Origin of the sequence: Geothrix sp. PMB-07 (genome assembly GCF_030758935.1) — a bacterium.
Lineage (GTDB): Bacteria > Acidobacteriota > Holophagae > Holophagales > Holophagaceae > Geothrix.
The window spans coordinates 820,808-841,743 of record NZ_CP132333.1 but is presented as its reverse complement, the minus strand read 5'-3'; the positions used below and the strand labels follow the sequence as shown (position 1 = coordinate 841,743).

The window sequence follows — 20,936 nt, the reverse complement described above, 5'->3', positions numbered from 1 at the left end:
GGCGAATCAGCCATTGTCTCTCAAGAGACGCCCCTCGACGAGGCCAAAAAGCCATGTCATACATGGCATTTCTAGGCAGAGGCTGCAGCTTCGCTCAGAGGATCAGCAAGTGATTTGACATGCAAAAAGGAACCAGGCGAATGCCTGGTTCCTCGTCAAAGAGAAAACGGAGAAGGGCGTTTAGGCCAGCACGGCTTCCAGTTGATCCACCGCCCAGTCGATCTGCTCCTTGGTGATCACGAGGGGGGGCGCCAGACGGATGATCTGCTCGTGGGTGTCCTTGCAGAGCATGCCGCGGTCCTTGAGCTGGTAGCAGTAGGGGCGGGCCTTGCCGGCGCTCTCCTTGAGCTGCACGCCGGCCCACAGGCCGCGAACGCGCACCAGCTCCACCTTGTCGGACTTCATGCCCTTCAGGCGCTTGGCGAAGTACTCGCCCAGCTCGGCGGCGCGCTCCACCAGCTTCTCGTCCACCAGCACATCCAGCGCGGCGCTGGCCACGGCGCAGGCCAGCGGGTTGCCGCCGTAGGTGCTGCCGTGGATGCCGGGGGTGAAGACGTCCATGACCTCGTTGGAGGCCAGGAAGGCGCTCACGGGGTAGTAGCCGCCGCTGAGGGCCTTGCCGATGGTGATGCCGTCGGGACGGATGCCCTCGTGCTCGAAGGCGAACCACTTGCCCGTGCGGCCCAGGCCGGACTGGATCTCGTCCAGCACCAGCAGGCAGTTGTTCTTCGTTGCGACTTCACGGAGGCCCTCGAGGAAACCGTCGGGCGGAATCACCACGCCGCCCTCGCCCTGAATGGGCTCCATGAAGATGGCGCAGGTGTTGGGGGTGATGGCCTGCTTCACCGCTTCCAGATCGCCGTAGGGCACGATCTTGAAGCCGGGGGTGAAGGGGCCGAACTTGCTGCTGCTGTCGGGATCGGTGCTGAAGCCCACGATGGAGATGGTGCGGCCGTGGAAGTTGCCATCGGCCACGATGATCTCGGCCTTGCCGTACTCGATGCCCTTCTTGTCGTAGCCCCACTTGCGCATGGCCTTCAGCGCGGTTTCAACCGCTTCGGCGCCGCTGTTCATGAGCAGGGCCTTCTCGAAGCCGGTGATCTTGCAGAGCTTTTCAAGCAGCGGGGGGAACTGGTCGTTGCGGAAGGCGCGGCTGGTCAGGGCCAGCTTCTTGACCTGCGCGATCATCGCCTCGCCGATCTTGGGGTGGTTGTGGCCCTGGTTCACCGCGGAGTAGGCCGCCAGGAAATCCATGTACTGCTTGCCGTCCACGTCGGTGAGGTAGACGCCCTCGCCCTTCGTGCACACGACGTCGAGGGGATGGTAGTTGTGGGCGCCGAACTCGTTTTCCTGCGCGATGAGGGCGGCGGACTTGCCTGTGGGGGTGGCCATGGGGCCTCCTTGGGAAATAGGAATTGAGAACAGGGACACACGAGAAGGCAACAGTCTAGGCCCAAGGGATAGCCTTGTCAGGTTTCAGCCAGAATCCTTGACGAACCGTCAGGGCCCGTCCCCCGGGGACGGACTTCCGGCCAGCGGTGGAATCCCACCGTTGGCCGGGAGGCTGCAACAATACCCTTCACCCCCCTTATCGTGAATGCCACGGAGCCCCCCATGAGCGACCAGCCCACCTCCCTGTACGGCGACCAACCCGAAGGCCCTCGCCCCCCTGCGCCCGGCCTGATGGATCAGATCCTCGGCGTGTTCACCAGCCCGGTGGAACTTTTCCAGCGGCTCAACAAGACCCCCGCCTGGGGCTGGGCTTTGGGCCTGCTCGTGATCAGCGCACTGGCGGTCACCTTCGTGTGGGGTCGGAAGGTGGATGTGGACGAGATGATCCGTCCGGCGCTGGAACGCAACCCTCAGATTCAGGCCGCCCAGATCGACATGATCATCGAGATGCAGAAGAAATTCATTCTGCCTTTCGGAATTCTCTTCGCGGTCATCGGGGCCCCGGCGGTCGCCGCCCTGCTGGCCCTCTTCTACTGGCTGATCGGAAAGGCCATGCCAGAGGGCGAGGCCCCGACCTACCCCCAGGCGCTGAGTGCCGCCGTGGTGCCAAGTTTGGTCAAGCTGCCCCATGCGCTGCTGCTGTTCGTCATCTGCCTGATGCGCCCCATTGGCGGTCTCACGCCGGAAAAGATCGCACCGACCTCTCTCGGCTACTTCATCCACGTGGACAGCATCAAGCTCCAGGCCTTCCTGTTCAGCCTCGACCTTTTCTACTTCGCTGAGGCTTTCCTGATCTACCTGGCCCTGCGCTACCTGACCCGGATCAAGGTCCCCGGCGCGCTGATCTGCGTGCTCGTGCCTCTGCTCCTGAGCATTGGCATGCGCATCCTGGGAGCCAAGTAGATGGCATCCAAAAAGACCAAACTCATCTTCGGAGGCGTCGGCGCCCTCGTTCTCCTGATCGTCTTCGGCCTCGCCTTCGGCGGCGCCAAGGATGAGGACAGCTCCTTCTCCTGGGATACGGTGGCCAAGGGCGATATCCGCGAAACCATCAGCGCCAGCGGTGAGATCCGTGCCAAGACCCAGATCAACATCGGCACCTCCGTGGCGGGCGAAATCAAGGCCATCCACGTCAAGGATGGCCAGAACGTGGCCGCGGGCGATCTGCTGGTCACCATCGACCAGGAGCGCCTCAAGCAATCCATGGCCCAAGCCCAGAGCATCCTGGATGGCGCCCGCCAGGATGCGGCCCGGCTGGAAGCCGCCATGCGACGGAGCCGGGAGAGCTACAGCCGCTACGAGGCCCTGCGCAAACAGGGGCTCGTCTCCGACGAGGATTTCCAGCAGCAGAAGCTGGCCATGGAAAGCGCCGTCCTGTCCTATAACAGCGCCAAGGCCAACGTCGCCCAGAACGACGCCAACCTGAAAGCCATGCAGGATGGCCTCTCCAAGGCCACGCTCCGGGCCCCGATTTCCGGCCGAGTCACCAGCCTGAAGGCGGAGAAGGGCGAGACCGCCATTCCAGGCATGAGCAATGTGTCCGGCGCCCTGCTCATGATCATTTCCGACATGAGCGAGATGCAGGCCGAGATCAAGGTCAACGAAAGCGAGGTGGTACGCACCAAGGTGGGCCAGACCGCGCAGGTCTCCGTGGAGTCCCTGCCTGGCAAGGTCTTCCAGGGCCGGGTGATCGAAGTGGCCACGGGCACGGAGAAGACAGGTTCAGATGCGAACCTCTACAAGGTGAAGGTCGTCCTCTCGGGCCAACGCGCCGACCTCGACAACCTCCGGCCGGGTATGAGCACCCGCGCCGTCATCCTCACCCAGGAAGCCAAGAATGTCCTGCGGGTGCCCCTGCAGGCGGTGCTGGAGCGGGAGGGCAGCCTGGAGGAGGCCCAGAAGCAGGGCCTTCTGGCTCCCACGAATCGCAACATCGTCCTGCTGTTCAAGGATGGAAAGGCCCTGGAACGGCCTGTGGATGTCGGCATTGCCAACACCCAGTACTTCGAGCTGAAATCGGGCCTGGCCGAGGGCGACAAGGTGCTCACAGGCCCCATCCGAAAGCTGAAGGAGTTGAAAGATAAGGCCCCTGCCTCCCTGAGGGCACGGTCCGACAGTGAGCTGGCGAAGACCAAGGAATCGAAGAAGTAATGGACATCCGGGAACCCCTCTCCGCAGCTGTGCGTGCCCTCAAGGTGAACAAGCTGCGCTCGGCGCTCACCACGCTGGGCATCATCATCGGCGTGGCTGCCGTCATCATCGTGGTGAGCCTCGTCCAGGGCCTGAAAACCAGTGTGCTCAAGCAGGTGGAAAAGGCCGGGAGCCAGACCCTCTTCGTGCGGCCGATCTTTCCCGGCGAACTGCCGCCCGATGAATTCGCCCGCATCAAGGACCGCGATCTGACCTTGGATCACATGCGGGCCCTGGCCAAGGACATGCCGCAGCTCACCCACCTGACGCCGGTCTTCTTCAGCAGCTTCGAGACCAAGCTGGCGGGCAAGACCGCCAGCACCCGCGTGATCATGAGCGATGACAGCTACCTCGAATTGAACAGCGTCAACATCGACAAGGGCCGGAATTTCGTCCCATCGGATACCCGACTCGCCAGCAAAGTGGCTATCATCGGCCCCAGCCTCATGGAAAAGCTGGGCATCCAGGGCAATCCCATCGGCCGCGTCATTGTCGTGAACGGCAACCTCAGCCTGGAGATCATCGGCTTGCTTGAAGCCCAGGGTGGCTCCCTCGGCAATGACCCCGACGATGTCCTCATGGTGCCCCTGAACACCGGCTTTTCTCAACTCACCGAACAGCAGCGTAGGCAGCTCATGTTCCAGGCCCGAGTGGATCCGCGCATTTCCGCCGATGACGGGGCCGACATGGTGACCGACGCGCTGCGGCGCATCAAGGGGCTCCGCGGCAAGCAGCCCAACAGTTTCCGGGTGTTCAGCCCCAAGCAGATCACCGGCATCGTCAGCGGCATCACCGGCACCATCACCGCCGTGGCCGGAGGCATGGTCTCCATCGCCCTGCTGGTGGGCGGCATCGGCATCATGAACATCATGCTGGTGAGCGTCACCGAGCGCACCCGCGAGATCGGTGTGCGCAAGGCCGTGGGCGCCAAGCGGCGCGATGTGATGCTCCAGTTCCTCATCGAAGCCGCCTTCCTCTGCGTCATGGGCGGCGCCATCGGTGTGGGCCTGGGCTTCATCCTCGGCGCCGTCCTCGGCAAGGCCCTCATGGGAACCATGGGCTCGGTACCGCTCTGGGCTGTCACCAGCGCCTTCGCCGTGCCCGCGGCCATAGGCCTCATCTTCGGCCTCTACCCCGCCGCCAAGGCCAGCAAGCTGGATCCCATCGAGGCGCTCCGCTACGAGTAGCGGTTCGCCTCTGGATCCCGCGGCTTCGCCGACAACCCCCAGATCGGACACGCCCCCGGCGTGTCCTCCCGTTCGGCCTCGCCTCACGGATGGGGCCCCGTCCCATCGAGGCGCTCCGCTACGAGTGAGTGAAGGCTCAGCATCAGCCCCGTTCAGATATTTTGAACAGGCGTTCTTTCCCAAGCAGAATGGAGGCACCCCCGCCCTGCAGAATCCCATCTGCCGAGCCCTGCCTTTGGGAAACGCCATGAAGCTCAAGCCCTGGATGTACGCTGGCAGCGCCCTTCTCCTGGTAGGAGGACTGATCGGATGGAAGGCCATCGCCACTTCCTCGGAAGCCGATGTGCCCTTCACCGTGGAGACCATCCGCCGTCAGGATGTGAGGGAAAGCGTCACGGCCAACGGTGAAATCCAGGCCCTGTCCAAAGTGAACGTGGGCACCACCGTGACGGGCGAGATCAAGCAGATCCATGTGAAGGATGGTCAGACCGTGAGGGCTGGCGACCTCCTGGTGACCCTCGACCAGGAGCGTTTCATCCAGGATCTCAACCGCGCCGACCTGAGCCTGCGCATGGCGCGGCAGGACCAGGACACGGCCGAGGCCACCTTCAAGAAGCAGGAGGCGACCTTCCAGCGGCAGGAGGCCCTGTTCAAGCAGAGCCTCATTTCGGTGGATCAGTTCCAGGATTCCAAGCTGGCCCGCGACAGCGCCGACATCGCCCTTCAGCGGGCCAAGGTGGCGGTGCAGCAGGCCCAGGCCCAGGTGGCGCTTTCCAAGGATGCCCTGGACAAGACCGTGCTGCGCGCTCCGATGACGGGCCGAGTGACCGGCCTGAAGGCTGAAAAGGGCGAGATGGCCATCGCGGGCCAGACCAACCTGGCGGGCGCCACCCTCATGGTGATCTCGGACATGGGCGAGATGCTGGCCGAGGCCAAAGTGGGTGAGTTGGAGGTCTCCAAGCTGCGCGCCGGCCAGCCTGCCGAAGTGCAGGTGGACGCCCTGCCCGGCCTCGTGTTCCAGGCCAAGGTCTTCAACGTGGCCAACAGCGTGGACCGCTCCCAGAGCAGCGGCATGTCCAACTCCCAGGAGGCGCAGAACTACAAGGTACGCGTGCAGCTCGAAGGCAGCCAGGCCGACCTCGACCGTCTTCGCCCTGGCATGAGCGCCCGGGTGGCCATCCTCGCCAATGAGATCAAACAGACCGTGGCGGTACCACTCCAGTCGGTGCTGGAGCGCGAGGAACGGAGCGGGGGCCTGGGCCTCGTGGCCCGAACACGAACGACCATCTTCGTGGTCAAGGATGGCGTGGTGGAGGAACGCACCCTCAAGCTGGGCGCCTCCACCCGGCGCCAGGCCCAGGTGCTGGAGGGCGTCAAAGAAGGCGAGCAGGTCATCACCGGCCCCACCAAGGGCCTCGCCACCCTGGCCACTGGCAAGAAGGTGAAGCTGGCCAAGGCGGAGGCCACCAAGTGAGCGTTCCGGCGAAGGCCCCAGGGAGGGCCGCCCCGGGGAGGGCTTGGGTCTCCCGGGCCCCAGAGCAACTCCGCGCGGCCCTGCAGAGCATCTGGTCCCATCGCATGCGCTCGGTGCTCACCACCCTGGGCATCATCATCGGCGTGGCCTCGGTGATCACCGTGGTGAACCTCACCAAGAGCCTCGAAGCCCGCATCATGGCCGACGTGAACCAGGAAGGCAGCCTCACCTTCTTCCTGAGCCCCGGCATGTCCAACAAGGCCTGGCGGGCGGGCAAGAAGATCAAGCGGCAGCCCCTGGATAGTGAAACCATCCGCGATCTCCAGGAGATGGTGCCCCAGGTGAAGCTGGCTTCACCCGACATGTACATCTGGGGCCGCAACACAGCCAAGGCCGGTGACGTCACCCGACGCGTGATGATCCATGCCATCGGCGAACAGGGTCTGGATCTCGCCAACCTCAAGCTGGCCTTGGGCCGGGCCTTCACCGCCACGGACCGCAGCATGCGGGCCCCGGTGGTGGTGCTCGGGGCGCGCATCGCCGAAGAACTGGGCCTGGAGCAGGCCCTGGGTCGCACCTTCACCCTCAACGGCCAGACCGCCGAGGTGGTGGGCATCCTCAAGAAGCAGGGCGACATGCCCTTCGTTCCCCAGGATGACGAGGCCAGCTGGGGGCCGGACAACGAGGTCTACGTGCCCTTCGGCAGTTTCAAGGAATTCATGCAGCCTTGGATGCTGGAGAACATCAGCTACCGCCTGCAGATCGAGCCCACCCTTTCCCCCAACGAAGCCGAAGAGGTGCTGCGTTCCAGCCTCCGCCGCGTGCGGGGTCTGCACGGAGATGATCCAGACAATTTCAACCTGGAGACCAACCAGAAACAGGTGGAGATGATCGAGAAACTCACGGGCAGCCTCATGCTGGCGGCCGGGGGCATGGTGTCCATCAGCCTGCTGGTGGGCGGCATCGGCGTCATGAACATCATGCTGGTGAGCGTCACCGAACGCACCCGCGAGATCGGCATCCGCAAGGCCCTGGGCGCCCGACGTCGCATCATCCTCACGCAGTTCCTCATCGAGGCCATGCTGCTCTGCCTGGTGGGCGGCCTCATCGGCCTGGGACTCGGCCTTTCGCTGGGTGGCGTCCTCAGCCAGCTGCTGCTGAAACAGGTGAGCACCGTGCCGCTCTGGGCCGTGGCCTCGGCCTTCTTTGTACCGGCCATCGTGGGCCTGGGCTTCGGCCTCTACCCCGCCGCCAAAGCCAGCAAGCTGGATCCCATCGAGGCCTTGCGATATGAGTGAAACAAAGGGGGCCAGGGTGCTGGCCTTCGCCCATGCGGATTGGCCTGACCTGAACAGAGGGATGTCCTTCGGGGTTGACGTCCTTTGATGACCGCATCGCCCTTCTTCCATGCCCCGGAGCCGGGATTCGCAAACGGGTCAGAACAGGGTGCCGTTTATCAATCATTTCGATATAGAACAGTTGGTGCATGATCGTAGAAAACTGGTGCATTTGTTTATTGACATCCAATAAACCAACACTATTCTTCCTCCAAAACCTTCCAGGAGGATCCATGAAGCGGCTTCGGGTAATGCCCGTCCTTGCCTTCGGCTTGGTAGCTTTTTCAACCACTCCGGTCGACGCCATGCGCAGCATCTGCCTCGTTTCGAGTGGCAACCACACCTACAGTGTCTACTGCATCGATGGCTCTTGCCGGGTGGTGCGGGATGATGGGTACACCTTCTACGCGCGCAATTTTTGCGACTAGGGTCGCCTGTGCAAATCAAATTTGTGCATGTGTTTTCAATTTGCCTGCTTGGTGTTTCACTTCAAGCGCAGATTTGGCCTGAAGCCGTTTCCGACCGTCAATTTTGGGATGACCAAAAACTGATTACCGTTTCTGTCACGGATCGAAACATCAAGGTCGAAGGCCCTGGCCTTCCCAGGAATGGACGATCTCACCAGCTGCCTGATGGGTTCCGCTACCTGGCGTTCACCGAGGGAGCCCATTACGCCATGCGGCGGGAGAACGGCGCCTCGGGACGGAGCTGTGTCATTTTCTCCTCCACCGATGGCAAGAGCTGGACTCCTGTTGGCAAAATCGGTGGGGATATCACGGGGTTCGTGCCATTGGGCAACGGGCGGTTTTTTGCCTATGTGTCTTTGGAGAGCTTGACGGACGGAAAGACCGGCAGCCACATGGCCCTTTTCAGGAAGAACGACAAAGGAGACTTGATCCAGGATTCCCTGGTGCCATACCCCCTTTCCGTACCCCTGTGCCAATTCACGGGCAAACGCAGCCCGGAAGGAAAACCCTTCTTTGAAATCCCGGGTCAATGGATGGTGATCCAGCAGACCTTCTTCGAGCCTCCTGTCGTGTTGAAGGATTTTATTTGCGTCTTTAACCGCCAAACAGGGTGGGTGCTTGTTTTCAAGCGTGAGGACGGCTCCCTGAAGAGAACCGTGAAGGTCTACTCGAGCATCGATGAAGAACGGATAAAAAAGGACGGGGCGACCCTTGAGGTCGGCCTGCTTTGCCTGCAGCCCACCAGGGATGGAGATCTGCTCATCGCGGCCCGCATCGAGGATGCTGTCCTCCATTCAAGGAAACTGTTTCCGAGTTCTCCGGATAAACTTCTGCCGGGACAGAACCCGTTCGATGCCGAGAAAGCATTCATTCCTGAGCAGCGGAATTCGGTGAAAGCATGGCCGGATGTTCTTTATTGGCGCCTGGACCCTGAAACGGGGGATCTGCGGCCAGACTCCCCCCAAGGCCTTCCAGCAAAAATCGGAAGCTTAGAGGAACTGAAACGGTTTCGTTTCCGGATGCGCGCCGATAACACGCCCTCCATGCATGGAACCCATTGAGGACCGCCAAAAGACGCCCGCTGGGCTGATCCAGAACCGCGGATACAGCGTCTGCACTGCCGTCCTTCAAAAGTCAGCCGTTCCTGCCTCACGAAGGTGGAAGTTTCTCTTTTAAGCACAACAGAATGGAAACAGCCATACTCGCTGCATGATGTCCCGACATGGATGGTGGCTCCTCGCCGCGGCGGGGCTGACGCTTTTGCTCCTGCTGCGCAGGGTGGGACGGCGTGTCTTCCGCCGCTGGATCTGGCGCCAGGCGCTGCGGACACGGCGGGAGCTGGGCTTCCGCCTGAACCCGATAACCGTCACACGAAAGCAGCGCCTGAAGGCAGAGCTGCTGGCCGATCCCGATCTGAGCAGCCGCGTCGCCAGCATGGTCACGGAAACAGGACGGGACGAGGCGAGCCTGCTGGCGGATGTGAGTCTCTACCTCGACGAGATCATCCCGAATTTCAACCTCATCACCACCTACGGCTTCGGCAAGCAGCTGGCGGGCTGGGCGCTGCGCACCTGCTACCGCGTGCGCATCGGCCGCAGCGCGGAGGCGGCCCTGAACCGCATCCCGCGCGATGCTTCCGTGGTCTACGTCATGAACCACCGCAGCAATGCGGACTACCTGCTGGTGGCCTTCCTGCTTTCCAGCCGCGTGTCCATCTCATACGCCGTGGGCGAATGGGCGCGGGTCTGGCCCCTGGAGCGCCTCTTCCGCAGCTTCGGCTCCTTCTTCGTGCGGCGGCGCTTTCGCGATCCGCTCTACCATGCGGTGCTGGAGCGCTACGTGCAGCGGGCCGTGGCCCAGGGCACCACCCAGGGCATTTTCATCGAGGGCGGCCTGAGCCGGGACGGCCGCCTGCAGGGGCCCAAGCTGGGCCTGCTGGATTACATGCTCCGCGCTGGTGCCAAGGACCTGGTATTCATCCCGGTGGGCATCAACTACGACCGCGTGGTGGAGGACAGCAACCTGGTGCGCGAAGCCCTGGGCAAGCCCCGCCGCAGCCCATTGGCCCTGCTGCGCCGCACGTCGTTGTGGCTGCTGGGCTTGATCTGGCGGGGTGCCACAGGACGCTTCCACCGCTTCGGTTATGCCGTGGCCAACTTCGGCCAGCCCATCCATGCCCGTGCGGCCCTCGAAGGGGTGGACCTCCGCGCCCTGGACTGGGAGGCCCGCCGTCCCCTGCTGGAAGCAGTGGCGGATTCGCTGCTGCGGGCCGTGAGCACCGAGGTGCCCATTCCCCCCGTGGCCGCCGTGGCCTGGGCGTTCCGTAACCTGGGCGCTGAGGCGCCAGGCCGCGCCCAGCTGCGCGACCACCTGCTGGATGTCCTGGCCGCGGCACAGGAGCGGAACCTGCCTCTCTACCTGCCCCGGGGTTCCTTCCAGCGCACCTTCGAGGTGGGCCTGCGCGTGCTTTTGTTGCGCCGTATCCTCGTTGCCCAGGAAGGCCAGCTGCTCCTTCCGCCTCACAAGACACCGCTGCTGGACTACTACGCCCACAGCGTGGAGCATCTGCTGGGGAGCCTGCGGCTGCCACGGCCCAAGGCCCCCGATCCAAGCCAGAGACGACACACCGATAGGCCCGGCATCTAAAATCACATCCCCGGTTCAACCGTACGCGGCAAACCCCGGTCCAACACCTGCAGCCTTGCGACCCATCGTTCAAATCCACACCCTTAGATTCCGGTTCAAGGAGTTCCCATGAATCCCCGCCTGCTCCCCCGTTCCATTCTTGGCACGCTCGGCTTGCTGGCCCTGCTCGGCTGCTCCAGCTCCAGCACATCCCATGGCCCTTCCTACGGCGAAGTGGTGAATGCCATGGCCGTGGCCGACATTGACGGCAACGGGCGGGCCGACATCCTCGGCCTCGTGTCCACTGACATCGACGGCAAGAATGCCCAGGGCTATGTGTCCACCCGGCTCCAGGACACCGCAGGCAGCTTCGTGCTGCCCACGCGGTTCGGTGTGGGCCGCGGCCCCGCCAACCTGGTGGTGGCGGATGTGAACGGCGACGGGCGACCCGATCTGGTGGTGGCCAACGCCGATGACCAGAGCATCTCGGTGCGCCTGGCCGACCCGGCGCAACCCGGCGCCTTCCTGCCCGCCACCGTGCTGGCCACACCGGGTCGCACGCCGTTGGATGTGGCGGTGGGCGATCTGGATGGCGATGGCCGCGCTGACATCGTGGTGGCGGCCAGCGGCGCCAACACAGTGCTGGTCTTCACGCAGAACGCGACCGGCAGCTTCAGCGCCCCGCTTTCCCTGCCCGTGGGCGGCGATCCTCAGGCCGTGACCGTGGCGGATCTGGATGGGGACGGCCATATGGACATCGCCGTGGCCACAGCCGCCAACTCCGTGTCCGTGCTGCGGCAGCTCAGCTTCGCCCCCACCTTCGTGGCCCAGAGTGCCGTGGACTACCCCACGGGCGTCCACCCCGTGGCCATCAAGGCCGCCGATCTGCACGGCACCAGCAAGCTGGATCTCCTCACCGCCAACTGGGGGGCGGATGCCAACCCCGGCACCCAGGGCCTGAGCGTGCTGAGCCAGACGGCGCCCGGAGTATTCGCCGCGCCCGTGCACTACACCACCGAGTACCGCGCCACTGCCCTGGCCGTGGGCGATCTGAACGGCGACGGCAAGCTGGATGTGGCCCTGGCGGCGGAAGGGCTGTCTGGTTCCCCCGGGGCCGTCTCCGTCTTTCTCCAGGATCCCGCCACGCCGGGCAGCCTGGCCGCCGCCGTGAACTACCGCGGCGCCTGGGGCCCCATGGGCGTGGCCATTGCCGACATGGATGGCGATGGCCGTCCCGATCTGGTGCTGGCGGACGGCGGCATCGTGGTGCGACTGAACAGTGCCACGGCGCCCGGCACCTTCGGTCCGCCCAACTTCTTCTACAACTGACACCAAAGAGCCCCGGGATCCGGGGCTCTTTGGTGCAGAAAAGCTGCGGTCCGACCTCAGCCAAGACTGACGTTGATCTTGCGCGGCCGCACTTCGGGGCGCTTGGGCACCATCAGCGTCAGCACGCCGTTGCGAAGTTCCGCCACCACCTTCTCCCCTTCCACGTCTTCGGGCAGGGTGAAGGTGCGGCTGAAGCGGCCATGGCTGCGCTCGGCCAAGTGGATGCGCTCGCCATCCTTGAGGGCTTCCTCCTCGCGCTTGCCAGCCACCGTCAGGCGGTTGCCTTCGAGGCTGATTTCCAGGTCCGCCTCCAGAATGCCCGGCAGATCGGCCCGGAACTGGTAGGCATCAGGGCTTTCCTTCACGTCGAAGCTGGGCATGAAGGCGGTGGGGGCGCCGGGAGTGTTGTAGTCCAGGAGCGGATCCCAGCGCAGGAAGTCGCGCATGAGGCGGAAGGGCTCCAGGGAGGCGGCCGTGGCGGGGACCGCCTGGGGAGTGCGGGTGCGAAGGATGGTCATGAGGTCCTCCATGAGATGAGGGAGAACGACCGGGGCGAGCCCATGATGTCGTTTCCGAATAAAATCTTAGCGCGATGAAGTCACATGTCAAGTAGGATCGAAAAAATCTTGTTAACTCCATGTTTTGCAGGCCTTGACACCCACCGTGGGGCAGGTAGATTGGCTCCGTTCGGAGGTCTTATGCGTCGGAACATCCTGGTGGCTGGACTCATTGCCATGGGCATCCTCGCGGGTTGGTGCGGCCATGCCCTGACCCCCAACCCCGCCAAACCGCGCGCCGTGGAGCCCCGGGGCCCCCTGCCCGAATGGGAACAGGTCTCCATCCGCCGCTTCAAGGAGGCCTCCCCCAGCGTGGTCTACATCACCACCACCGAGGAGCGCAGCCGCGACTTCTTCGGGATGGAGGTGGTCGAGGTGCCCGCGGGCTCAGGCTCGGGCTTCATCTGGGATACCGAAGGCCACGTGGTGACGAATTTTCATGTCATCCAGGGGGCCGTACGCGCCTACATCACCCTGTCCGACGGCAGCCGCCACGAAGCCGCCTACGTGGGCGGTGCGCCGGACAAGGATCTGGCCGTCCTGCAACTGGCGAAGACTCCCACCAACCTCCACCCCATTCCCCTGGGCACCAGCGCGGATCTGCAGGTGGGCCAGGCCGTGCTGGCCATCGGCAACCCCTTCGGCCTCGATCAGACCCTCACCACCGGCGTGGTGTCGGCCCTGGGCCGCGAGATCCAGAGCGTCACCCGCCGCCGCATCAGTGGCGTCATCCAGACCGATGCCGCCATCAACCCCGGCAACAGCGGCGGCCCACTGTTGGACAGTGCGGGCCGTCTCATCGGCGTGAACACCGCCATCCAAAGCCCCAGCGGCGCCAGCGCCGGCATCGGCTTCGCGGTGCCCGCGGACACGGTGAACCGCGTGGTGCCCCAGCTCATCGCCCGGGGCCGCCTGGAGCGTCCGGACCTCGGCTTCGAGCCCGTGGCGCCCCGCCTGGTGGAGCGGGCCTTCGGCGCCCAGAAGGGCATCATGGTGGGCAAGGTGCAGCGCGGCGGCGCCGCGGATCGGGCGGGCCTGCAAGGCGTGGGTACCGAAGGGCGGCGCGTCCTGCCCGGCGACCTCATCCAGGCCGTGAACGGCAAGACGGTCGAAGACTGGGACAGCCTGCTGGATGTGGTGGAAGCCCAGCCGTTGGGCAGCAGCGTGGCCCTGGATGTGGAGCGAGAGGGACGTCGGCTGAAGGTTCAGCTCAAGCTTCAGGCGGCGAGGGACTAGGTCTTCAAGAGCCGTTTTCCAAGGCTTCGGCGATGCGCTTGGTGTGCAGCACCGAGCTGCGGATGAGGTCCAGCACCTCACCGGGATCCCTCACTTCCACGCAGCCTGGGCGCAGGGTCCACTCCAGCTCAAAGACCAGCTCGGTCCGGCCCTCGGCATCCTTCTGCAGGCGGTTGAGCACCCAGCCGTCATACAGCGGATGGTCCAGCAGGGTAAAGGTCATGGTCCGCGTGGCGGGGTGGGACACCACCCTCTCCCGGAACGTCACCCCGCCCGGAAGCACCAGCTGCCGAACCAGCCCCTCGGGCTCCCGCTCGAGGATGTCCACGTCGAGGGCATCCTCGATGTAACGCTGGGGGTGCTCCATCTTGTCCAGGAGCACCGCCCAGACCGATTCCGCCGAGGCGAACACGGGCGTGCTGACGCGGTGACTGGGCATGGGCGGTCCTGGGAGTGGACCAAGCTACGGCCATTCTCCCGCCCGCGCCATAGTGGCTCGCTGAAACCGCTTCAGTGATGCATGCCCCTCGCGTGGTAGTGGGTGTGCAGCAGGCGGTGCGATGTCTCGCCCAGAGGAGCGCCCAGGAAGCCCTCATACAGAGCCGCGATGGACGGGTTCTCATGAGACATGCGCACCTGCTTGCCCTCGTCTTCGGCGAAGATGGCCTTCATGCGCTCCCGGCGCACCTCATTGGTGGTGAAGCGGGGCTGACCGCCGCCGCCGATGCAGCCACCGGGACAGGACATCACCTCGATGAAGTGGTAGGCCTTCTGGCCGGACTGCACCTGCTCAATGAGTTTCTCGGCATTGGCCAGGCCGTGGGCCACGGCCACGTTCAGCGTCTGGCCTGTCAGGAAGCTCCACTCGGGCACCGCACTCGGAATGGTGATGGCGATCTCCTTGACGCCTTCCAGGCCTTCGATGGGAGCCACGTGCAGCTGCTCGAAGGGGAAGGGCTGACCGGTGACCAGGCACCACACCGTGCGCAGCGCCGCCTCCATGACGCCCCCGGTGTTGGCGAAGATGTCCGCTGCGCCAGAGCTCATGCCCATGGGCTGATCCATGGGCTCATCGGGAAGGGCCGCGAAATCCAGGCCCGACTGGGTGATCATGCGCCCCAGCTCCCGGGTGGTGAGCACCGCATCCACATCCTGGAAGCCGCTGGCATTCATCTCGGGCCGCTGCGCCTCGAACTTCTTGGCGGTGCAGGGCATCACCGACACCACGTAGAGGTCCTCGGGTCGGCAGCCGATGGATTCGGCGTAGTAGGTCTTGGCCAGGGCGCCGAACATCTGCTGCGGTGACTTGGCCGTGGACAGGTTCGGCAGCAGATCCTCATGGTAGTGCTCCGCGAACTTGATCCAGCCTGGGCAGCAGCTGGTGAACTGCGGCAACGCCACAGGTGCATGATCCACCAGCGCCGTCTTCAGGCGCATGAGCAGCTCCGTGCCTTCCTCCAGGATGGTGAGGTCCGCCGTGAAGTTGGTATCGAAGACCGCATCGAAACCCAGGCGATGCAAGGCCGCGGACATCTTGCCGGTGACCAGGCTGCCCGCGGACATGCCGAAGCATTCGCCCAGCCCCGCACGAATGGCGGGGGCCGTCTGCACGATCACGCGCTTGGTGGGATCGCTGAGGGCGGCCCACACCCGCTCGATGTGATCCTTCTCCGTGATGGCCGCTGTGGGGCACACCGCCGCGCACTGCCCGCACTGCACGCAGGCCACGCGATCCAGCATCTGGCCGAAAGCCGGGGCCGCCACGCATTCAAAACCGCGGTCCTGGGCCCAGAGGGCGCCCGTGGCCTGGATGTCACTGCACACGGTGATGCAGCGACGGCACATGATGCACTTGGCGGAATCGCGATCCAGGGCCGGCGTGCTCTGATCAATGATGCGGTGGTGCTTGGCGCCGGTGAAATGCAGCTCGCGGATGTCGAGATCCCGAGCTTCGGCCAGGAATTCGCAGTCATGGGAGCGCACGCAGGTTTGGCAGTCGCCTTCGTGGTCCGACAGCAGCAACTCCATCACTGTTCGGCGGGCGGCCCGCACCTTGGGCGTGGCCGTGCGGATCTTGAGGCCCTCCGCCACAGGCATGGAGCAGGAGGCCTGCAGGGCCTTGGCCCCCTCCACCTCCACCAGGCAGACCCGGCATCCGCCCACCACGTGCACCCCTTCGAGGTAGCACAGCGAGGGGATGCGGATGCCCGCCTGGCGGGCCGCGTTGAGCACCGAGGTGCCCTCGGGCACCACCACCTCGCATTGGTCGATCGTGAGCTTGATCATCGAAACCCCCTGACCCGGTCGGGCGGAAGCGTCGGTTGGAGACGAGGGGCGAACCGTCGTGGTGGGCATCAGTCCTCCGATTCCCGGTAGTCGCAGCGGAGGCAGCGGCGGGCTTCGCAAACGGCCACCTGCCCGGTCCAGGACTGCTCCACCTCGTTGAAGTTCTCGCGGCGGCGCTCCACAGGCAGCAACTCCATGCGGGCGCGGGGGTAGTGAGCGGGCTCGGCATCGGGATCGAAGGGCACCTCGCAGGTCTTCTCCTTTTGCCAGAAGGCATGCTCGGCACCCGTGAACTGGGCGTCCATGGCCACCGCCGCCCGCTCGCCTGCCGCCACGGCTTCCACCACGGAGGCGGGGCCGGTCACGGCATCCCCGCCGGAGAAGAGCCAGTCGAGGCAGGTGCGCCCCGTGTGGGCGTCTGCGGCGATGAAGCCCTCGCGGGTGAGGGGCACTTTGAGGCCACCCAGGATCTCCGCCGCTTCCAGGCGCTGCCCGATGGCGGTGATGACCTGATCGGCCAGGATGACGAAGGGGGGCTCCGGCGCGGCGGTGGGTCGGCGGCGGCCACTGCGGTCGAACTCGCCCAGCGTCATGGCCTGGCAGGACACGCCGCTCACCATGCCCTCCCAGGTCAGGATCTCCAGGGGCGCGGTGAGCACGCGGATCTTCACGCCTTCGTTCTCGGCCTCTTCGATCTCCTCCGCGTAGGCGGGCATCTCCTCCCGGGTGCGACGGTAGAGCACGGTGACCGATTCCGCGCCGAGGCGGATGGCCGTGCGGGCGGTATCGATGGCCGCATTGCCGCCGCCGATGACCACCACCTGCTGACCCACGGGAACCGAGCCCCGGATGTTGTAGTCGCGGAGGAAGCGGATGGCGTCCTCCACACCGATGGCATCCTCGCCGGGAACGCCCAGGTGCTGGCCCTTGGGTGCGCCCACGGCCAGGAACACGGACTCGTAGCCTTCGCTCCGCAGGCTTTCCAGCGTGAAGTCGCGGCCCAGACGCGCGTTGGTGGTGATGCGCACGCCCATGCGCTCGATCATGCGCACTTCGAGCGACAGGATTTCCCGCGGCAGCCGGTAGGCCGGAATGGTCTGCACGGGCATGCCGCCGGGACGGCTTTCGGCCTCGAAGACCTGGGGCCGGTAGCCCAGGCGCGCCAGGAAGTAGGCACAGGAGAGACCCGCGGGGCCCGCGCCGATGATGGCCACCTTCCGCTTGGCGTTGGTCTCGCTGGGCCTGATTTCCGGGTGCTGCATGGTGGCTTCCTCATCCACCATGTAGCGCTTGATGCCGCGGATGGAGAGGGCCTCGTCCACCATGCCGCGTCGGCACTTGTCCTCGCAGGTGTGGAAGCAGACGCGGGCGCACACGGCCGCGAAGGGGTTGCGCTCGCGGTGCAGGCGCAGGGCCTCGGCGATGCGGTTCTGGCCCACCAGGGCGATGAAGCCCGGCACGTCCACGTTGGCCGGGCAGGCGCTCTGGCAGGGGGCCCGCACCAGCTCGGGGCAGACGCCTGCGGCGCAGCGCTTCTCCCGGATGTGGGCCTCGTACTCGGCCCGGAAGTGGCGGATGGTGGACAGCACCGGGTTGGGCGCCGTCTGGCCCAGGCCGCAGAGGGAGGTCTCGCGGATGATGCGGCCCAGCTCCTCCAGTTTTTCGATGTCGCCTTCCTCGCCCTTGCCGGTGCAGATGCGATCCACGATCTCCAGCATGCGCTTGCTGCCGATGCGGCAGGGCGGGCACTTGCCGCAGGATTCATCCTGCACGAAGTCGAGGAAGAACCGCGCCATGTCCACCATGCAGGTGTCCTCGTCCATGACGATGAGGCCGCCGGAACCCATGATGGCGCCCAGCTCCTGCAAGGCTTCGTAGTCCACAGGCACGTTCAGGTGCTGCACGGGGATGCAGCCGCCCGAGGGACCGCCCAGCTGCGCGGCCTTGAACTTCTTGCCGCCGGGAATGCCGCCGCCCAGCTCGTAGATGATGTCGCCCAGGGGCGTGCCGATGGGGATCTCCACCAGGCCGGTGTTGCGCACGGTACCCGCCAGGGCGAAGACCTTCGTACCTTTCGACTGTTCGGTGCCGAAGCTGGCGTACCAGGCGGCGCCGCGCAGGAGGATGGCGGGGATGCTGGCGTAGGTCTCGACGTTGTTCAGCATGCTGGGCTTGCCCCAGAGCCCCGCCTGCGCCGGGAAGGGCGGCCGGGGCCGCGGCTCACCGCGCTTGCCCTCGATGGAGGTCATGAGCGCCGTTTCCTCGCCGCACACGAAGGCGCCGGAGCCCATGCGGATCTCCAGATCGAAGGAGAAGCCGCTGCCCAGGATGTTCGTCCCCAGGAAGCCCCGCTGCCGCGCCTGCTTGATGGCGATGCCCAGGCGCTCCACGGCCAGCGGGTACTCGGCGCGGACATAGGCATAGCCCTGCCCCGCCCCGATGGCATAGCCCGCGATGGCCATGGCCTCGATGACGCTGTGGGGATCGCCCTCCAGGATGCTGCGGTCCATGAAGGCGCCGGGGTCGCCCTCGTCGCCGTTGCAGAGCACGTACTTCACAGCGCCGGGCGAGCGGCGGCAAAGCTGCCACTTCAGCCCCGTGGGAAAGCCCGCCCCGCCCCGACCCCGCAGACCTGAGGCCTTGATTTCCGAGATCACCTCGTCACTCGACATGGTGCGCAGCACTTTCTTGAGGGCCTCGTAGCCCTGGTGCGCGATGGCGTCCTCGATGCTGAGCGGATCGATGACGCCGCAGTTGCGCAGGGCGATCTTCACCTGGCGGTGGAAGAAGGGATTGTCCTGCACCCGGGCCATGGCGGCCCCCGTATCGGGCTTGTGGCAGACCAGGCGGTCGATGACCTCGCCATTCACCACCGTACGTTCGATGATCTCGACCACATCCGCCAGGGCGATGCCCTGGTAGAGGATGCCTTCGGGTTCGCACAGGAGCACGGGCCCACCCGCGCAGGGGCCCAGGCAGCCGGTCTCCACCAGCCTCACGTCGAGGCTCCGGTGGGCCAGCGCTGCCCGGAGGGCCGCGCCCAAGGGCACCGCGCCTGCGGCTACACAGCCAGCGCCGGAACACAGATGGAGGGCCTGGATGGTCGTCATGGCCGCCTCCTCATTCGTAGGATTGGAGGATCGAAGCGATCTGGTTGGGCTTGATGCTCTGGTGCACCACGCTATCCACCATGCAGGCGGGCGCGATGCCGCAGGCGCCGAGGCAGCGCGCCACCTCCAGCGTGAACTGGAGGTTGGGCGTGGTTTGCCCCACCTCGACCCCCAGGGTTTGCTTGAGGGCGGCCAGCACGCGGTGGGCGCCGCGCACATAGCAGGCCGTACCCAGGCAGACACGGATGGTGTGGCGGCCCCGCGGCTCCGTGGAGAAGAAGCTGTAGAAGCTCACCACGCCCGCCACCTCGCTGTAGGACTTGTTCAGCCCCGAGCAGATCCGCAGGAGCGCGGGCTCTGGCAGGTGACCGTAGATGCCCTGGGCGATCTGCAGCACGGGGATGAGGCCCCCCGGCACGGTCTGGTACTGCTGAATCGTTTCATCCAGGCGCAGCATCAGGTCCGCCTCGCCAGTTGCGCCTCCGCAGGAACACACGCCACAGCCGTTCATACACCCTCCGATGAAGGGGCGGGAGCGGTCGACCTGTGCGCGACTCAGTCCCGCATCAAGAACCTGGAAAGCTATTCACCTGGTGACGCCCCGAGGGCAGGCGGCATGCATGTCTGGGCTGGGGCGGGCCCATCCTCAGCCAAAAACAACCCATAAGTCAACAACAATTCAACCACGATTCAACAGACCACCAGGTGGGTGGTCTTGGCCCTTGGTGAAACGGCCTCAGCCCTGGATCCAGACGGGCTCAAGCCCCAGCAGCTTGGTCACCGCTTCGCGCCCGCGCGGGCCTGGATCCACCGTGAAATCGTTCACCCAGGCGTTCACGTAGCGGCCGATCATTTCGCGGTCCATGCCGCGGCCGAAGGATTGGCTGTAGTCCACGCTCTCCCAGTGCCGCTCCCGCGCCAGCTCGACGCTCTTGCGCATGAGGATGGCGAAGCGCTGTTTCACGTCGGCGGGCAGATCCTTGCGGATGGCGTTGCCGCCCATGGGCAGGGGCAGATCGTAGGCGTGCTTCCACCAGGCGCCCAGGTCGACGACCAGGCGCAGGCCCGCATCGCGGTACATGAGCTGGCTCTCGTGGATGAGCAGGCCCGCTTCAAAGCGGCCTTCCACCACGGCAGGCAGAATCTGATCGAAGGACAGCAGTTCCACCTGGGGCTCGAAGCCGTGCTCGGCACACCACTTCCGCATGGAGAGGTAGGCGCTGGTGCGGCGGCCCGGAATGGCGATGCGCAGGCCCTTGAGGGCGGCCATATCCAGGGGCGTGCGGCTCACCACCAGGGGCCCCGTGCCCTCCTGGATGCTGGAACCAGCGGTCAGCAGGTCGTAGCGGTCCTTCAGCTCGGGGTAGGCGCCGAAGCTGATGGCCGTCACGTCGTAGCGGCTTTCGGTGGCCTCGGCATTGAGCTGCTCGATGTCCTTGCGGATGAACTCGATGTCGAAGCCTTCCGGATCCAGCCAGCCCAGGGCCAGGGGCGCCATCATGTAGGCATCGTCGGAATCAGGGCTGTGAGCGATGGTGAACGTCTTGGCGGTCATGGCGGTCCTCGACCTCCAGTTCAGCACACTTTGGCCGGAGCCGCCCCCGGAGGGACCGGCGCAGGAAACTGTGAGGCAGGTATCAAGCCAAGCCTCATACACTTCGGGTGTTGGCCCGAGAAGGCAGAAAC

The 20,936-nt window shown here is 65.1% G+C and carries 17 protein-coding genes; 10 read left to right on the top strand and 7 right to left on the bottom strand.

Annotated elements, in window-relative coordinates; all coding sequences use genetic code 11:
• Positions 1–180 precede the first annotated feature (180 nt).
• Positions 181–1,392 carry an ornithine--oxo-acid transaminase gene (gene rocD, locus Q9293_RS03670; RefSeq protein ID WP_306250144.1) on the bottom strand — a complete coding sequence of 404 codons (1,212 nt, stop codon included), beginning with the start codon at positions 1,390–1,392 and terminating at the stop codon, positions 181–183.
• Between the two features lie 222 nt (positions 1,393–1,614).
• Between rocD and Q9293_RS03665 the strand changes: the two genes are divergently transcribed.
• The 9 genes from Q9293_RS03665 (at position 1,615) to Q9293_RS03625 (ending at position 12,061) form a co-directional block, all read left to right on the top strand.
• The gene (locus Q9293_RS03665) at positions 1,615–2,355 is read left to right on the top strand and encodes a YIP1 family protein (protein ID WP_306250142.1); all 741 of its coding nucleotides are present in this window, start codon (positions 1,615–1,617) and stop codon (positions 2,353–2,355) included.
• Positions 2,356–3,603, top strand: a complete 1,248-nt coding sequence (locus tag Q9293_RS03660) for an efflux RND transporter periplasmic adaptor subunit (protein WP_306250140.1) — start codon at positions 2,356–2,358, stop codon at positions 3,601–3,603.
• On the top strand, positions 3,603–4,829 hold the full coding sequence (locus Q9293_RS03655; protein WP_306250138.1) for an ABC transporter permease: 1,227 nt from the start codon (positions 3,603–3,605) through the stop codon (positions 4,827–4,829). The genes Q9293_RS03660 and Q9293_RS03655 overlap by 1 nt, the downstream gene beginning before the upstream one ends.
• Positions 4,830–5,076: 247 nt before the next feature.
• Entirely contained in the window at positions 5,077–6,303 is a 1,227-nt protein-coding gene (locus Q9293_RS03650; RefSeq protein ID WP_306250136.1) for an efflux RND transporter periplasmic adaptor subunit, read from the top strand.
• The gene (locus Q9293_RS03645; RefSeq protein ID WP_306250134.1) at positions 6,300–7,601 is read left to right on the top strand and encodes an ABC transporter permease; all 1,302 of its coding nucleotides are present in this window, start codon (positions 6,300–6,302) and stop codon (positions 7,599–7,601) included. Before Q9293_RS03650 ends, Q9293_RS03645 begins: the two co-directional genes overlap by 4 nt.
• Positions 7,602–7,945: 344 nt before the next feature.
• The gene (locus Q9293_RS03640; protein WP_306250132.1) at positions 7,946–8,068 is read left to right on the top strand and encodes a hypothetical protein; all 123 of its coding nucleotides are present in this window, start codon (positions 7,946–7,948) and stop codon (positions 8,066–8,068) included.
• An 8-nt stretch (positions 8,069–8,076) separates the two neighbouring features.
• A complete protein-coding gene (locus Q9293_RS03635) occupies positions 8,077–9,168 on the top strand; it encodes a sialidase family protein (protein ID WP_306250130.1) in 1,092 nt (363 codons plus the stop codon).
• A 148-nt stretch (positions 9,169–9,316) separates the two neighbouring features.
• Complete coding sequence (locus tag Q9293_RS03630; protein WP_306250127.1) at positions 9,317–10,753, top strand: 1-acyl-sn-glycerol-3-phosphate acyltransferase; 1,437 nt, start codon at positions 9,317–9,319, stop codon at positions 10,751–10,753.
• 108 nt (positions 10,754–10,861) lie between these two features.
• Entirely contained in the window at positions 10,862–12,061 is a 1,200-nt protein-coding gene (locus Q9293_RS03625) for a VCBS repeat-containing protein (protein ID WP_306250125.1), read from the top strand.
• A gap of 56 nt (positions 12,062–12,117) precedes the next feature.
• On the opposite strand, the gene Q9293_RS03620 is transcribed toward Q9293_RS03625, so the two are convergent.
• Entirely contained in the window at positions 12,118–12,579 is a 462-nt protein-coding gene (locus Q9293_RS03620) for an Hsp20/alpha crystallin family protein (RefSeq protein WP_306250123.1), read from the bottom strand.
• A 180-nt stretch (positions 12,580–12,759) separates the two neighbouring features.
• On the opposite strand from Q9293_RS03620, the gene Q9293_RS03615 reads away from it, so the two are divergent.
• On the top strand, positions 12,760–13,854 hold the full coding sequence (locus tag Q9293_RS03615; protein WP_306250121.1) for a S1C family serine protease: 1,095 nt from the start codon (positions 12,760–12,762) through the stop codon (positions 13,852–13,854).
• 4 nt (positions 13,855–13,858) lie between these two features.
• Here Q9293_RS03615 and Q9293_RS03610 read toward each other — a convergent pair whose 3' ends face one another.
• The 5 genes from Q9293_RS03610 to Q9293_RS03590 form a co-directional block, all read right to left on the bottom strand.
• Complete coding sequence (locus Q9293_RS03610) at positions 13,859–14,293, bottom strand: AtaL-like protein (RefSeq protein ID WP_306250120.1); 435 nt, start codon at positions 14,291–14,293, stop codon at positions 13,859–13,861.
• Positions 14,294–14,364: 71 nt separating this feature from the next.
• Complete coding sequence (locus tag Q9293_RS03605; protein WP_306250118.1) at positions 14,365–16,140, bottom strand: NADH-dependent [FeFe] hydrogenase, group A6; 1,776 nt, start codon at positions 16,138–16,140, stop codon at positions 14,365–14,367.
• A gap of 68 nt (positions 16,141–16,208) precedes the next feature.
• A complete protein-coding gene (locus Q9293_RS03600; RefSeq protein ID WP_306250116.1) occupies positions 16,209–19,250 on the bottom strand; it encodes an NADH-ubiquinone oxidoreductase-F iron-sulfur binding region domain-containing protein in 3,042 nt (1,013 codons plus the stop codon).
• A gap of 10 nt (positions 19,251–19,260) precedes the next feature.
• Positions 19,261–19,761 (bottom strand): NAD(P)H-dependent oxidoreductase subunit E, encoded by a 501-nt coding sequence (locus Q9293_RS03595; RefSeq protein ID WP_306250114.1) that lies wholly within the window; start codon positions 19,759–19,761, stop codon positions 19,261–19,263.
• A 225-nt stretch (positions 19,762–19,986) separates the two neighbouring features.
• A complete protein-coding gene (locus tag Q9293_RS03590; protein ID WP_306250112.1) occupies positions 19,987–20,805 on the bottom strand; it encodes an MqnA/MqnD/SBP family protein in 819 nt (272 codons plus the stop codon).
• Between the last annotated feature and the right edge of the window lie 131 nt (positions 20,806–20,936).

Bases quoted from the DNA above. Each gene is read 5' to 3' on its own strand.
- rocD (WP_306250144.1), bottom strand. From the start codon at position 1,392: ATGGCCACCCCCACAGGCAAGTCCGCCGCCCTCATCGCGCAGGAAAAC.
- Q9293_RS03665 (WP_306250142.1), top strand. From the start codon at position 1,615: ATGAGCGACCAGCCCACCTCCCTGTACGGCGACCAACCCGAAGGCCCT.
- Q9293_RS03660 (WP_306250140.1), top strand. From the start codon at position 2,356: ATGGCATCCAAAAAGACCAAACTCATCTTCGGAGGCGTCGGCGCCCTC.
- Q9293_RS03655 (WP_306250138.1), top strand. From the start codon at position 3,603: ATGGACATCCGGGAACCCCTCTCCGCAGCTGTGCGTGCCCTCAAGGTG.
- Q9293_RS03650 (WP_306250136.1), top strand. From the start codon at position 5,077: ATGAAGCTCAAGCCCTGGATGTACGCTGGCAGCGCCCTTCTCCTGGTA.
- Q9293_RS03640 (WP_306250132.1), top strand. From the start codon at position 7,946: ATGCGCAGCATCTGCCTCGTTTCGAGTGGCAACCACACCTACAGTGTC.
- Q9293_RS03630 (WP_306250127.1), top strand. From the start codon at position 9,317: ATGATGTCCCGACATGGATGGTGGCTCCTCGCCGCGGCGGGGCTGACG.
- Q9293_RS03625 (WP_306250125.1), top strand. From the start codon at position 10,862: ATGAATCCCCGCCTGCTCCCCCGTTCCATTCTTGGCACGCTCGGCTTG.
- Q9293_RS03620 (WP_306250123.1), bottom strand. From the start codon at position 12,579: ATGACCATCCTTCGCACCCGCACTCCCCAGGCGGTCCCCGCCACGGCC.
- Q9293_RS03615 (WP_306250121.1), top strand. From the start codon at position 12,760: ATGCGTCGGAACATCCTGGTGGCTGGACTCATTGCCATGGGCATCCTC.
- Q9293_RS03610 (WP_306250120.1), bottom strand. From the start codon at position 14,293: ATGCCCAGTCACCGCGTCAGCACGCCCGTGTTCGCCTCGGCGGAATCG.
- Q9293_RS03605 (WP_306250118.1), bottom strand. From the start codon at position 16,140: ATGATCAAGCTCACGATCGACCAATGCGAGGTGGTGGTGCCCGAGGGC.
- Q9293_RS03600 (WP_306250116.1), bottom strand. From the start codon at position 19,250: ATGACGACCATCCAGGCCCTCCATCTGTGTTCCGGCGCTGGCTGTGTA.
- Q9293_RS03595 (WP_306250114.1), bottom strand. From the start codon at position 19,761: ATGAACGGCTGTGGCGTGTGTTCCTGCGGAGGCGCAACTGGCGAGGCG.
- Q9293_RS03590 (WP_306250112.1), bottom strand. From the start codon at position 20,805: ATGACCGCCAAGACGTTCACCATCGCTCACAGCCCTGATTCCGACGAT.